General features: G+C 26.4%; 16 protein-coding genes. 4 read left to right on the forward strand and 12 right to left on the reverse strand.

The genetic code is table 11. From position 1 onward, the window contains the following. The first annotated feature begins 178 nt into the window (after positions 1-178). Both H8923_RS00780 and H8923_RS00785 read left to right on the forward strand, forming a co-directional pair. A complete protein-coding gene (locus tag H8923_RS00780) occupies positions 179-1,756 on the forward strand; it encodes an AAA family ATPase (protein WP_153971511.1) in 1,578 nt (525 codons plus the stop codon). A gap of 18 nt (positions 1,757-1,774) precedes the next feature. After that, positions 1,775-3,001: an LlaJI family restriction endonuclease gene (locus tag H8923_RS00785; protein WP_153971510.1), complete on the forward strand. Its 1,227-nt coding sequence runs from the start codon at positions 1,775-1,777 to the stop codon at positions 2,999-3,001. Between the two features lie 176 nt (positions 3,002-3,177). Here H8923_RS00785 and H8923_RS00790 read toward each other — a convergent pair whose 3' ends face one another. Beyond that, positions 3,178-3,591 carry a hypothetical protein gene (locus H8923_RS00790; protein ID WP_153971509.1) on the reverse strand — a complete coding sequence of 138 codons (414 nt, stop codon included), beginning with the start codon at positions 3,589-3,591 and terminating at the stop codon, positions 3,178-3,180. A 692-nt stretch (positions 3,592-4,283) separates the two neighbouring features. On the opposite strand from H8923_RS00790, the gene H8923_RS00795 reads away from it, so the two are divergent. Beyond that, positions 4,284-4,553, forward strand: coding sequence for a hypothetical protein (locus H8923_RS00795; protein WP_153971508.1), 270 nt, complete (start codon positions 4,284-4,286; stop codon positions 4,551-4,553). Positions 4,554-4,619: 66 nt separating this feature from the next. Further along, positions 4,620-4,790 (forward strand): hypothetical protein, encoded by a 171-nt coding sequence (locus H8923_RS00800; protein WP_153971507.1) that lies wholly within the window; start codon positions 4,620-4,622, stop codon positions 4,788-4,790. Between the two features lie 47 nt (positions 4,791-4,837). On the opposite strand, the gene H8923_RS00805 is transcribed toward H8923_RS00800, so the two are convergent. The 11 genes from H8923_RS00805 to H8923_RS00855 all read right to left on the reverse strand — a co-directional run bounded on the left by H8923_RS00805 (position 4,838) and on the right by H8923_RS00855 (position 13,171). Then, positions 4,838-5,725, reverse strand: a complete 888-nt coding sequence (locus H8923_RS00805) for a phage antirepressor KilAC domain-containing protein (protein WP_153971506.1) — start codon at positions 5,723-5,725, stop codon at positions 4,838-4,840. A 16-nt stretch (positions 5,726-5,741) separates the two neighbouring features. Continuing rightward, positions 5,742-6,014: a Mor transcription activator family protein gene (locus H8923_RS00810; protein WP_153971505.1), complete on the reverse strand. Its 273-nt coding sequence runs from the start codon at positions 6,012-6,014 to the stop codon at positions 5,742-5,744. Between the two features lie 18 nt (positions 6,015-6,032). Continuing rightward, positions 6,033-6,422, reverse strand: a complete 390-nt coding sequence (locus tag H8923_RS00815; protein WP_153971504.1) for a hypothetical protein — start codon at positions 6,420-6,422, stop codon at positions 6,033-6,035. A 14-nt stretch (positions 6,423-6,436) separates the two neighbouring features. Beyond that, positions 6,437-7,138 (reverse strand): ATP-binding protein, encoded by a 702-nt coding sequence (locus tag H8923_RS00820; protein ID WP_243139931.1) that lies wholly within the window; start codon positions 7,136-7,138, stop codon positions 6,437-6,439. A 13-nt stretch (positions 7,139-7,151) separates the two neighbouring features. Next, positions 7,152-8,018 (reverse strand): DnaD domain protein, encoded by an 867-nt coding sequence (locus H8923_RS00825; protein ID WP_153971502.1) that lies wholly within the window; start codon positions 8,016-8,018, stop codon positions 7,152-7,154. Positions 8,019-8,044: 26 nt separating this feature from the next. Next, positions 8,045-8,260, reverse strand: a complete 216-nt coding sequence (locus H8923_RS00830; RefSeq protein ID WP_153971501.1) for a helix-turn-helix domain-containing protein — start codon at positions 8,258-8,260, stop codon at positions 8,045-8,047. Positions 8,261-8,378: 118 nt separating this feature from the next. Beyond that, on the reverse strand, positions 8,379-8,759 hold the full coding sequence (locus H8923_RS00835; RefSeq protein WP_153971500.1) for a hypothetical protein: 381 nt from the start codon (positions 8,757-8,759) through the stop codon (positions 8,379-8,381). Beyond that, positions 8,759-9,640 (reverse strand): ParA family protein, encoded by an 882-nt coding sequence (locus tag H8923_RS00840; RefSeq protein WP_172976711.1) that lies wholly within the window; start codon positions 9,638-9,640, stop codon positions 8,759-8,761. Before H8923_RS00840 ends, H8923_RS00835 begins: the two co-directional genes overlap by 1 nt. A gap of 152 nt (positions 9,641-9,792) precedes the next feature. Then, positions 9,793-10,620: a phosphoenolpyruvate hydrolase family protein gene (locus H8923_RS00845; protein ID WP_153971498.1), complete on the reverse strand. Its 828-nt coding sequence runs from the start codon at positions 10,618-10,620 to the stop codon at positions 9,793-9,795. A 21-nt stretch (positions 10,621-10,641) separates the two neighbouring features. Beyond that, complete coding sequence (locus tag H8923_RS00850; RefSeq protein WP_153971497.1) at positions 10,642-11,865, reverse strand: Tm-1-like ATP-binding domain-containing protein; 1,224 nt, start codon at positions 11,863-11,865, stop codon at positions 10,642-10,644. Positions 11,866-11,965: 100 nt separating this feature from the next. Further along, positions 11,966-13,171, reverse strand: coding sequence for a phosphoenolpyruvate hydrolase family protein (locus H8923_RS00855; RefSeq protein ID WP_153971496.1), 1,206 nt, complete (start codon positions 13,169-13,171; stop codon positions 11,966-11,968). Positions 13,172-13,349 lie beyond the last annotated feature (178 nt).

Consider the following 13,349-nt stretch of genomic DNA (forward strand, 5'->3'; position numbering starts at 1 on the left):
AGTAATTATAGCATACTTATCTACATCCGGTAAATATCCGGCTTTTTTATTTTATTCTAATCTTTTGTTCCTATTCTAATCATTCGCCTATACTCTAGATATTTTATTTTATAGTAATAGTATATTTTATTTTTTATATAAAATAGTTTATAATTATATTTAATGAGGAGGTTGAATTATGAAATTAAATAAAAATACAACTATTGATAATTTTAATTTTATTGTTAATTATATACATGAAAAATATAGTTTCTTACAAAAGCCGAATATACACGGTATATTCATCAAAGAGCTGCCAAACGCTGACTTACTATTACAAAATAAAGATGGTTCTAGTGGAAAAACTACTCATATTGCATGTACTGGTGATAGTAGGCATTTCTTTTCAGATTTTATTTCTGATGCATTAATAAATGAAAGCTCTGAAACATTTTATGATGATGATAAACATGACTATAAATTTAAAATTTATATTGAGTCAAAATATATTAATAAAGAAAATGATTTTATAAAATCACACTGTGCATTATGGATAAATCAAAAAAAAGATGATGATAATCAACTTGGTTTATCTAAGGATAAATATGATGATAATACATTTAAGCAATTAAGAAAGTGTATGTTTAAAGATGATATTTTAATATTTTTTAAATACTTAGATCATAGTACAGGTGTTTTAGATTATTATTTAATATTAATTGAAGATGAAGAAGAATGTAAAACTTTATCTAGTAGCCTTGGGGGGTTAAAAAACAGACCTAAATATGCAGAATTAACTTTTGATGATATTAACTTAAGTGATGAATATGTATGTGAAACATCTTTTGATTATACAGTTGAAAATATTACTCCTTGTAATAACTTAGGAGTAAATAAAATATTCTATGGTTGTCCTGGAGTTGGCAAAAGTTTCAATATAGATAAGATTTATAATAGTAATATTTTTAGAACAACTTTCCATCCAGAGTACACTTATTATGACTTTATAGGATCAGTTAGACCACAAATAGATTATACACTTAATCCACCGGCTACTAGCTACATGTTTCTTCCTGGCGATTTTACAAAAGCATTGAAATATGCTATTGATAACCCAAGTGAAGTAGTTAACTTTGTAATTGAAGAATTAAATAGAGCTAATACAAGTGCAGTTTTCGGTGATATATTCCAATTACTAGATAGAGATGATAATGGGTTTTCTAAATACTATATAACTAATGAAAGTATTGCAAGATCAATTTATAAAGATATAAATAATGTACATATAGAAAATTGGCTAAATATTGATATACAAAAACATCAAGTTAAGCTACCTAATAATTTAAATATAATAGCTTCAATGAATACCTCTGATCAAAATATAAATGCTCTAGATTCTGCATTTACTAGAAGATGGGATATGGAATATGTTCCTATAGATTTTACTAAATTAGATGAATCTATAATAATCGATGGATTAAATGTTGATTGGTCTATATTTGCTTCTAAGGTAAATGAAAAAATACTAGATAGTGGTATGATGAACGCAGAGGATAAACAAATAGGACCATTCTTTGCTAGAAAATCTACTTTAATAGATTCTAATCTATTTTCAAATAAAGTATTAGTTTATCTATGGAAAGATGTTTTTAGGGTTAACAAGTCTATAATATTTAACACTGATAATATAAAAGGTATTAATTCACTTATTACTACTTACTTATATAATCCTAAAAATGTATTTAATAGTGATTTTCTAGATGACTTAAATTTATAATTTCAATTGGAGTAGACCATGAATAACAATATTAATATTAAAGTGTCCAATGATAATGGACTTGGACAAGTTGGTATATGGTTTAAAGATAATAATTTAGAAATTGTATTTCCTAAAAATTATACTTACAATGAATCTAATTTATATAATGATATAAATTTATTATCATCTTGTTTTGATAAATACTTTAAAAAGTTAAACCAAAAGAGTGTATTAAAAAATAATTTAAATGATATGTCTATAAATGGGCGAGAAAAGTTTTCATTCATGTCTTTATTTAATATAATAAATGACTATATTGAAAATGGATATTATTTTGAAATAATTAATTGTACCCAAACTAACGGAAAAAGCAATATAGATTTTACAAGGACTATGAATAAATTTTCACCATACTTAATAAATAATGATTTATTATTTATTGACCATACAACTCAAAGTAGGAAAATTAATTATGACAATAATATAACTGAAATACATAGATATATAGTAGAAAAATGCTTTGACATAGTTGGGCTATTTTTTCCTAAGATTGAATATGATATTAATTGTAATCTTCCGTTTCCAGTTGAGTATTGTATAAATATACTAGAAAAAGCTATTTCAGAAACATTCAATGATGATAGAAGATTGTTTCTTGAAAGACTATTGTCATTTTTTAAAATATCTAAAGTAAATGAATCTAACATTACATTTTACTCTACAAATAAGTTTGAAAATATTTGGGAGGAAATGCTTCACGAACTCCTTGGCAATGAACCTGTTAGAGATTACTATTTTAACTCTTCTTGGACATTAGTTAATTCAAAAGCTAAAAAAACTAATTTTCCAAGTAGACCAGATGTTATACATGTAGATTATAATGATAAATTAGTTCGATGTTTTATTATTGATGCTAAGTATTATACTTATTCATTATTAAATGAGGCTGGTACTCTACCTAGTACAAGTGATATAAATAAACAAATCTTATATAAGTTGCATGCTGAAAATGTAGTTAGAAATAAATTTAATAGTTCTTCTTACGAGTACATAAATTTATTTCTACTTCCTAAAGAATTTTATGCTGATGATGAAATATCTTATTTAGGTTATGCTATGAGCGATTTTAATTCAACTGAGACTGTACATGCTTTTTCTTTAGATATTAAATATGTTATGAATACTTATGTTAATATTCATAGAAAATATAACTTCCAAAATTACGTATTAAATTCTATTTGTAAAAGTATTATAAAAAAATAAAGTAGTGGTAATTTTTTATACCACTACTTTATTAAATATTTATGCACTTTTATTATTTTTGATTTGCTTGCTATCAATATTCCAATTTACAGTTATTATTTTTTGAATTGTTTTCTTAGGAGAAAATAACTCAACTGGATTTGTATATATATCTATTTTGTTATCTTTAAATCTGACTATTTATTATCCATAAGATCTAAATTGACTTGTTCAACAAATTTATATATTGCTCCATATTTAATAATATTATTAACTCCACTACTATCCTTTTTAATAATAGTTTGAACTGTATTTCCAAAACCTATAGTAATCCAATATCTAACACTATCAATTTCTTTCTCCCATGTTGAATTTACAAACTTCCTTTTATCATTTCTCACTTCTACAGTGACTAATTCCCAATCTTGTGTATTAAAACTTTTAATTTCATCGATCACTATATTATGAATTTTTCTTTCTTTTAATCTGTTATTAAAATGATTCCCATTTAGTTTTAAGCTATTTTCTTGGTTCATTTTAAATATAACTCTATCAAATAAAGATTTTGGTCCAAAATCTCTATGAAATCTACTTTTTTTGAACTTCACCATTATAAAAAATTTTCCCGTTTCTATTAAATTATAAAATTTATACTTATTCAAGTTTGTGATAAACATCTATTACATTAAAACCTAATGTTATTAATTTATCCCATATAACATCTACTTGATTATTGTTATGAACTATCATTAGGTATAAAATATGATTCTATTTTTATTTATATAGCTCATCTCTAGATGTTACCAATTTTATCTTATCATCAATGAATCTTTTTTTCATCCAATATTCTTTTTCTAGTTTAATCTTTATTTCGCTAATAGTTTTATTTATTAATATTCTTACTTAACTTTTTTTCTTGTCTTCTAATACCTTCATTTTCATTAAAACTGCTCTTATTTCTATATCTCTAACTATATCATATAAATATTTCATAATAACCAAAAACAATTTTTCTTAAAGATATAGTTACTTCAACATATATTTTATTAGCATATTATATGTATAAGATAACATCTGTATCATATCCATTAGTTTTGTTGTCTTTTCTTAATACTTTTTTAATCAATAGAATAATTCCTTAAAAGCGCATACACCTTAACATAACTCCTTATAACTAAGTTTCTTATCATTAAACTCTAAAATATTCATCAAACATATGTTTCCAAATCACTTTTTATGGTATAATTTACTAGCAACAAAAAAGGGGATAAAATACAATTTACTTAACTAAAGGGGGATCAACTTGATTTTACAACAAATAAGAGAAACAGTTCGAATTCTAAAAAAGTACTACCCAGGACAAAACGCACTAGAAATCCTAAAAGCAACAAAAGTAGTAACAAACTACCTAGATAATAGCCACCTAGAAAGTAATGCCCTAGACATGCTACCACAAGGATGCTACTTCAAATCAAACAATATAAAATTTGTACTCATAAACCCATCACTTCCTGAACACGAAAAAAACAGAGTATACACCCACGAACTTGCCCACTCCATATTTCACACATAGATAAACACCCTAAGAATAGAAGATTATGATAAAGTATTAATAGATAAATTAGAACTACAAGCCAATATGTTTTGTGCTGAATTTATACTAGATGACAACATCTTTGAAGAATATGAAAACTGCACAAAATACACAATAGCAAAGTGCATGGGAGTTACACCAGAATTGGTTGATATTAAATTCCAAAATCTACAAAAACTAAATTCAATAAGTAAGAAAAACTTTTCAAGTGTGTAATTAACAATAATTTAAAGGAGCTGTGATATCACAGCTCCTTTACTTACTTATTCAACAAAACTTATCTTCATATTTCTCTCAAGTACAGGAACTATACCAATACTCTTAAGCTTCTCATATAAAAACAAGACACCCTTATGAGTCCATCTCATAAATGGAATAATATCATAATCATTACTCTCAAAATATATAACGCTAACATATCCCTTATCTTTGTACTTATAGTATAAATGCCAAATACCACTTTGCTTATACTGAATTCCTATCTCATAAAGTAGCTTATTAAAAGCTCTAGCACTCATACCATAATCATCGGCAACAGTAGTAGCTGTAATAGTTCCATCATATTTCATAATCTTATCCAAATAACTAGCCTTTGGTTCTAATGTTCTAATTCTTGATTCTAGATGTAAATTTCTCTCATTAGAAACAATGTTAGCATACTCATAAATTCCTCTTAACTTATCATCTTCACTAACACCTTCAATAGCTTCAAGTAATGCAATTCCTTTTCTAAACTTCAAATCTTCACCCATAGCCATTCTTATAACTTCTTCTCTTAACTTTTCTGATACCTCTGATTTAGTTAAAAGTAAGCCTATAACAAATAAGGCTTTAGGATTTATCATTTTCATCCCTCTATTAGCAAAACTTTCTAAACCGACAGCTTGTGGGTTTAGAAAATCTTCAAGTTCAGCTTTTTTAAATACCCTCATTCCATATTTTTTAAGCTCGACTTCATTTCTTTCACATACTCTCTCTAATGTTGAGTATTCAACTTTATAAAACTTACTTGCCATATCTATAGTCATATAATCTAAAACTTCACCTAATTTAGTAAGTATATCTATAATAACCCCTTCACTCTTACCTTCAATAACCATACTTCTAATATAATCACTACTTATTAAGCTTTCTTTATTAATCAAATTCATAATATCCCCCTAACCTTTACTTACTCTTATTACTAATAATTCTTCTAACTTGATTTTCAGTAATTCTATAGGTGAAAGAGGCTTTTTGGTAATTTCCATCAAAATTCTTTTTTAACATTTTATTTCTAACAGCTATACTTATAGTTTTTGAAGTTGGTACATAAATCTTAGTTCCTCCGTAATTAAGTAAAAGATTTTTAAAGGCATCCATACCTAGTATTTGAGCTAGTTCTTTAAAGTTTTCTGGAACATCTTCTAGCATTGCTTTATCTAACATAGTATCACTCATATTAAATCTCCCCTAATTTTAATATATTTTAAATATTCTACTTTTACTTGTTCTTAAATATCTACTAGCAAGTTCAGGGTTGTCTTTTTTTAAAGATTTAGTATATATGGTAGTTTTCTCCGTACTTTTCCAAGTCATTTTTCTTTCTTTACAAAATGCAGTTTCATATTCTTTCATTTCATTTTGTAGAAAATGTTCTATGCTTTTTTTCTCAAATTCAAGATTTTTAATTTTTTCATTTATATCATCATATTTTGATATTTTTTCATATATATCTTCAGTAAGTATGATAGTATCATCTATACTTTCTTTATAAACTTCTTTTAAAAAATTTCCACATTCTTTGCTACCAAAAGGATACTTACTTTCTTTTACAGCTTTATTAAAAAAATTATTTAACATTCCCATATAATAATTCTCCTTTATTTTCCCTTATATATTCTATAGTTTAATTTTTTCCCTTTTATTTGAACTATGTTTTCTTCACTCATTTCTATAAGTCTACTTCCTATAGCTTCATCAATTTGTAGCAAAGAATTAACATCATATTCACTACTAATTATCATAGGTAGATTATTTAAGTATCTGTAATTTACTATTTCAAAGATAATATTAATATCACTTTTAGAAATATTACCTTTAAATAAGTCATCTATTAAAAGTACCTTCGCTCTTTGGTATCTTGAAATGTATTTTTTATAATATTCTTCATCTAAGATGTTTTGCTTAATTTTCGTTATAATATCCCTAAAAGGCATATAAATAACGCTTATACCATTGCTTAATAATGTGTTAGCTATTGCCATTGACAAGTGAGTTTTCCCAGAACCTACTTGACCAACTAATATAATTGAGCTTATCTTATTGATAGCTCTTTTATTTTTATTATCATTAAAATATTTTATAAAATCATTACTGTAATTTACTGCTTTTGTGTAAGCTCTTAAAATATCACTATCTATTTCATATTTAAAACTTTCAAATGTCTTTTCTCTAAACTTTTCACTTATCCCACTTTTTTGTAATATAGTTTCTGCTATTCTTATATCTCTACATTCACATGGAATTGCTTCATCTTTATTTAATATAAATAACATATCTCTGCATTTATTACATTTATACATCTGTATCCCCCATTTAATTGATTGCATTTAAAGACCTTGCATAAGCTAAATCTTCTTCACTTGGTTTAGAGTAATTTACTTTTTCTTCTTCAAATTTTAAGCTTCTTATATTAGAACTTTTATTTATTTTTTCTTGAAGTTTATAAGCATCTAAATCCTCTATACTTATTATGTTTTTATCCCTCCATTGATTGATAATTCCTTCTACATAACCTTTGCTACATTTTCCTTTGTTAGTTGCTATTTCTATTGCTTTTTTAAATAAAAGAAAATCTACACTATCAGATATTTCTATTAACCACTGAGAAACTATTCCATTAATCACTCCTATATTTTCTGTATATAACTTTGCATACTTACTTAAGTCATTGCTATTTTTAAGTATTTCTTTTTTATTTTCTTTTTCATTTTCTTTTTCTTTTTTATTTTCTTTTTGTCCACCTGACGTTAACGCCACGTTGTTATAAGCATTATCAAATAGTTCTTTTATATCTTCTTTTCTTATATGCTCACTTATAACATTTAAAAGCTCTATATCTTTTACTTCTAAAAGTTCTTTTTTAATACAATCTTTAATTGGACGTCCTGAGTTAGTAAGATTAAAACGACCCCATTTAGTAATTGCAATTTCATAAGTGCTTTTATTGTAAACTATTATTTTTAATTCATTTTTAAATTTTTCTAATGTTTCTTTTACTATATTCATTGCTAAATCTAAATCGTATGCTATTTGCTTTTTAGTTATTTTATAAATTCCGATTTGTGTTGTGTGTTGATTAGTTAATAGATATACAAAAATTAATTTTTCATTGCTGTTCATACATTCGCTAACTTTAGGGTTTACCCATATTTCACTTCTTACATGTCTATACAAAGCCATGATTTTCCCCCATCTTTTAATAAGTTTTATGGTAAATTACTTACTTCTAAAAATATCTCATCCACTTCTTCTAAAGTTAATTTTAATATTTTAATAGTTTTTGATACTTTATCTAATGTAAACTTAACTCTACCATTTTCCTTATGGTTATAAGGTTTTGTATTTAAGTTCATCTTTTTTTCTATTTGAACTCGAGTCAATCCTTTCAATACCCTCTTTGATTTTAATATTCTTATCCCCATTCTATCCTCCTGTATGTTTTTTAAATTTAAAACAAAAAGAATTAGTTAAAAAAGCTAATATAAAGGTGATGTTTCATATGATTTTTATAAATCATTTGATACACCACCTTTTTTAAATCTATTTTAATTTAACTTTTCCAATGCTTTCTCTCTCTAAATTCCATCCGATTACAATATCAACTATTCTTTCAATAATCTTATCCTTAGTATAACTCTTAGGAATTTTCACCTCTAAAAACTCACTCAACTGAAGTAACTTCGCCTTAGTAAATTTAGATTTAACTAATATATCTTTAGCTTCTTCTCTACTATTACTTTTCTTTATTTCTTTGTAAAGAGTTTCAATTTCTCCATTGTCTTTTAAAATTTCTTTTTTCTTAACCTCAACATTAGTAAATGCAAGTTTATACTCACCACTAATTAATTTATTTAAATCATCATTTTTTGCTTTAGAAATAAACTTATAAATAATCTCTATTAATCTCTTACTATCTTCCATTACATACCTATCCTTTCTAAAAATTCATTAACTAAATTATCTAACTCCTTATTTATGTCATTATATTGGCTACTTAATTTTCTCATGGTTACTGGGATACCTTCTTTAGGAGCATCTCCGTATACTGATTTATTTTCTCTTAGCATACTATTAAATACCGATATATCTCCTTGTTTTAATTGAGATAAGTAATGTTCCTCAGTTGAAATTAAACCTTCTTTTCTTCTAGTTACCATATTACAAACTACACCTAAAAACTTTGGATATATTTCTTTATTAGTATTTTTCAAATTATCATTATAATTTTTTTCTAAATCTTTTATATGTTCTTTAAGTTCATTAAGCCCTAATGTAGATAAGTAGTCTAGCTTAATAGGTACTAGATAGTAATCACTAGCTACAATTGCATTTCTTGTTATCATATTAAAACTTGGTGGGCAATCTATAAGAACAATGTCATACCCTCTTAATTCTTTAATTCCATTCTTTAAAATATCATGCGCTTTTATGTAGCTTTCTTTTTGATTTTTATTACTAAATATACTAGATGTTTTGCAAGCTATTTCTATATCTGAGTATATAAGTCCTATATGAGAACTTATTATGTTCAAATGTTTATCTTTTACATTATTAGGATTTAAGATTAGATTTTCAAATTTCAAATTTCCTATTCTTTCAAACCAATTTTTTATAGTTTTATTTTGAGCATATTTATCTTTCCACTCACTTAAATTTAAAAATGAAAAAGTTAGATTTGATTGAGGATCTAGGTCTATTGCTAATACTTTATATTTTCTCTTTGCAAGTCCTGCTGCTAAATTTGATGTTACTGTTGTTTTTCCTACTCCTCCTTTGTAATTTACTACTGAAATTACTTTCATATATTCACTCCCTAAATGTATTTTATACATTTTATGAATATAATTATTAATATTTCCTTATTTCTAATCAAAAGCTTGTCCTTTTATAAAATACTCAAATTAAAAAAGGTGACTAAATAATAATCTATTTAATCACTCTTTTTCATCAATAATTATTTATTTATATTTTTAAATGCCTCAGCTTGATTTTTAATTCCAACCTCTGTAGCAAATCTCTCTATACTAGATGCACCAAAGAAACCATCAACACCAGTAGTTCTCTTAATTACATACTCTGCATCACAAGGTTCAGCTATTGGACCTCCATGACAAATTACCATTATCTCTGGATTTACAGATTTACCAGCATCAGCTATTGCTTGAACTCTTTTTACACTTTCATCTAATGTAAGTGCAGTTTTTGCTCCTATAGTACCTTTTGTAGTAAGCCCCATATGAGCAACTAATATATCAGCTCCAGCTTCTGCCATCTGTTTTGCTTGTTCTTCATTAAATACATATGGAGTAGTTAACATATCCAACTCATGTGCTTTTCTTATCATATCAACTTCTAAATCATATCCCATACCAGTTTCTTCTAAATTATCTCTAAATACACCATCTATTAAACCAACAGTTGGGAAGTTTTGAACTCCTACAAATCCTTGTTCTTTAAGTTGTTTTAAATAAACTTCCATTATTCTAAATGGATCTGTTCCACAAACTCCAGCTAATACTGGTGTATGCTTAACAACAGGTAATACTTCAGCTCCCATTTCTACAACTATTTGATTAGCATCTCCATATGGTAAAAGTCCCGCTAAAGATCCTCTACCTGCCATTCTATATCTACCAGAGTTATATATAATTATTAAATCTACTCCACCTGCTTCTCCACTTTTAGCAGATATTCCAGTTCCTGCGCCTGCCCCTAATATTATATTCCCTTTTTCTATTTCATTTCTTAAGTTATTTAATACTTCTTGACGAGTTAATCTCATATTTCATTTCCCCCTTAAAATTTATATATTAACTTTAACTTCATTCATTAATTCTACTAATTTCTTAGCTGCTGTAAGTGCAAATTCTTCATCATTTATATGGTTATTCATTTCTATAATCTCTACATTATCATTATCTATATTTTCTCTTAATGTATTAAATAGCATCTCATCTTCCTTTTCTCCATAAAAAGCTTCACCTTTAGCATCTATCATAGACACACCTTTTAAAGGTAACATTAATATAGTTGGAGATTGAGATTTATTTAACTTATCAGATATTATCTTACCTAACTCTTTATTTTCTTCAACCGTTGTTCTCATTAAAGTAGTACTTGGATTATGTTTATAAAAATTTCTATCTTTAAATTTACTTGGTACAGAATCTATTGGTCCAAAATTAACCATATCCAAAGCTCCTACTGAAACAACTTGAGGTACATTACATTTTCCAGCAGCTTCTAGTCTATGTTCTCCTGCACTTAATATTCCTCCTACAAGCTCATCACACCATTCTGTTGTTGTTAAATCTAAAACGCCTTTAAAAAATCCTGATTCAACTAAGCTTTCCATTGTTTTCCCACCAGTTCCAGTTGCATGAAACACTAATACTTCATATCCCTTATTTTCTAGATACTCTCTTGCTTTATCAACACATGGTGTAGTTACACCAAACATAGTTGCTGCTATTAATGGTTTATTTATTTTTTCTTCCACACTTTCAAATTTAACCATTCCACAAATTGCAAATGCTGCATTTGTAAATATTTTTTTCGATATTAAATTTAATCCTGCAACGTCTACTATTGATGGGTACATTATTATATCACTAGTCCCTACATATTTAGAATTATCTCCTGATGCAACTGTTGATACTATTATCTTAGGTACACCTATTGGTAATTCTCTCATCGCTGGTGCAATTAATGATGTTCCACCACTTCCACCACAGGATATTATTCCATCAAACTTATCTTTAGAATATAATTTCGGTATTATTTTTTTCATACCTTTACATAATACCTCTGTTGCCAATGCACGATCTTTCTTAGCTGCAATTTCCTTGATATCATATCCAACTTCTTTTGCTACCTCTTCATTAGACACATCTACTTCAAACTCTGGTTCAAATACTCCACTATGTATTGTTAATGTTTTAAGTCCTAAATCTTCTATTATATTCTTTATAAATAAATACTCTTTTCCCTTTGAATCAAAAGTTCCTGCTATAGCTATTGTCTTCAATGTATAACCTCCTTATAGATTATCAAAGCATTAAGAAAACGATATCTTTCTTTAAGATTATAGTAGTAGTTTTGATTATAAAAGTATATGTAAATTTGTATTATATAGTTGTATTTTTGTCTTCTTCTATATATTGTTTTGGTGAGATTCCAACTTGATTTTTAAATGCTTTACTAAAGTGTGAGTAGTCTTTATATCCTACAAGATTTGCAACTTCTTTTAGTTGAATATTTTCTTTCTTAAGTATTTCTAATGCTTTATTTATTCTATATCTTGATAAGTACTTTGGAAAACTGCAACCAACTTCTTTATTAAATAATTTACTTAGATGCGATCTTGAAATATGTGCTACTTTACATAAATCTGAAAAAGTTATATCTTCCATATAGCTTGATGATATATATTCCTTTATAAATTCCACATAGTCAAAATGGTTACTTACGCCTTCCATCATTTTATTTAAAAGATCATCATTTTCTAATCTTGAAGTTATTTTAAACTCCCTTGTTTTATTTGCTATAAATTCTTCTGCCGGTATCCTTTCAAAAGATGATCCTCCAAAATAACCCATTGCATTAGTATTATCATATATATACTTTACATCTACTGATGAATTTACTGGTCCTCCATATATGACCTTAATTGTATCTTTTTTTATTAAATCACATGAATCAAAAATTTCATTTGATAGCTTTACACTGTTTTCAAGTGAAAGTATCTTTTTAGCTCCTAATATACCTCCTTTTGTAAATCCAAGGTGAGCACATATTACATCAGCTCCAGCTTCTACCATTAATTTTGCTTGATATTTATTAAATACAAATGCTATTGTAAATATATTTTTCCTATTTGCTACCTTTATTGCTTCTACTTCCTTTTCATATGATATACCATTTTCTTCTAACGCCTCTCTAAATACTCCATCTATCATACCAATAGATGGATAATTTATTATTCCTGAAAAACCCATATTATATATTTTTTCTATGTATTCATCTAAACATATACTTGGATCTGTTGCACATAAACCAAATACTACTGGAGTTTGATTTACTACTGTAAGTATTTCTTTTGAGCCAAACTCCATAACTAAATCATTTGCATTATAAAATGGTAACATTCCAGCTAAGGAACTAACCCCCATTTGTCTAAACTTTCCGGAGTTTAAAGCTAATATTAGGTCTGCCCCTCCTCTTTCTGTAGACTTTGCTATTATTCCTGCTCCTAATGATACACCTATTATACTTCCATTAACTTTTATTTGTGTTTTTAATTTATCTATCACTTGCTCTCTAGTAAAAAACAATTTATTATCCCCTTCTTAATTATAATTATATATTTAGTCTCTTAATATATTTTAGCTTATAACTATAATATAACTTCTTGAAAACTTTTATTTTAACTATTTATTTTTAGTTTAGATTTTTACATTGTTGACCATATTTACTAATAGAGGTGATATTATGACAGACCTTCTTAATATT

The sequence above is a fragment of the Romboutsia faecis genome (genome assembly GCF_014323405.1).
Lineage (GTDB): Bacteria > Bacillota > Clostridia > Peptostreptococcales > Peptostreptococcaceae > Romboutsia_E > Romboutsia_E faecis.

Coding starts and splice junctions, on each gene's coding strand:
- H8923_RS00780 (WP_153971511.1), top strand. CDS start 179: ATGAAATTAAATAAAAATACAACTATTGATAATTTTAATTTTATTGTT.
- H8923_RS00785 (WP_153971510.1), top strand. CDS start 1,775: ATGAATAACAATATTAATATTAAAGTGTCCAATGATAATGGACTTGGA.
- H8923_RS00790 (WP_153971509.1), bottom strand. CDS start 3,591: ATGGTGAAGTTCAAAAAAAGTAGATTTCATAGAGATTTTGGACCAAAA.
- H8923_RS00800 (WP_153971507.1), top strand. CDS start 4,620: ATGTTTTGTGCTGAATTTATACTAGATGACAACATCTTTGAAGAATAT.
- H8923_RS00805 (WP_153971506.1), bottom strand. CDS start 5,725: ATGAATTTGATTAATAAAGAAAGCTTAATAAGTAGTGATTATATTAGA.
- H8923_RS00810 (WP_153971505.1), bottom strand. CDS start 6,014: ATGAGTGATACTATGTTAGATAAAGCAATGCTAGAAGATGTTCCAGAA.
- H8923_RS00815 (WP_153971504.1), bottom strand. CDS start 6,422: ATGGGAATGTTAAATAATTTTTTTAATAAAGCTGTAAAAGAAAGTAAG.
- H8923_RS00820 (WP_243139931.1), bottom strand. CDS start 7,138: ATGTATAAATGTAATAAATGCAGAGATATGTTATTTATATTAAATAAA.
- H8923_RS00825 (WP_153971502.1), bottom strand. CDS start 8,018: ATGGCTTTGTATAGACATGTAAGAAGTGAAATATGGGTAAACCCTAAA.
- H8923_RS00830 (WP_153971501.1), bottom strand. CDS start 8,260: ATGGGGATAAGAATATTAAAATCAAAGAGGGTATTGAAAGGATTGACT.
- H8923_RS00835 (WP_153971500.1), bottom strand. CDS start 8,759: ATGGAAGATAGTAAGAGATTAATAGAGATTATTTATAAGTTTATTTCT.
- H8923_RS00840 (WP_172976711.1), bottom strand. CDS start 9,640: ATGAAAGTAATTTCAGTAGTAAATTACAAAGGAGGAGTAGGAAAAACA.
- H8923_RS00845 (WP_153971498.1), bottom strand. CDS start 10,620: ATGAGATTAACTCGTCAAGAAGTATTAAATAACTTAAGAAATGAAATA.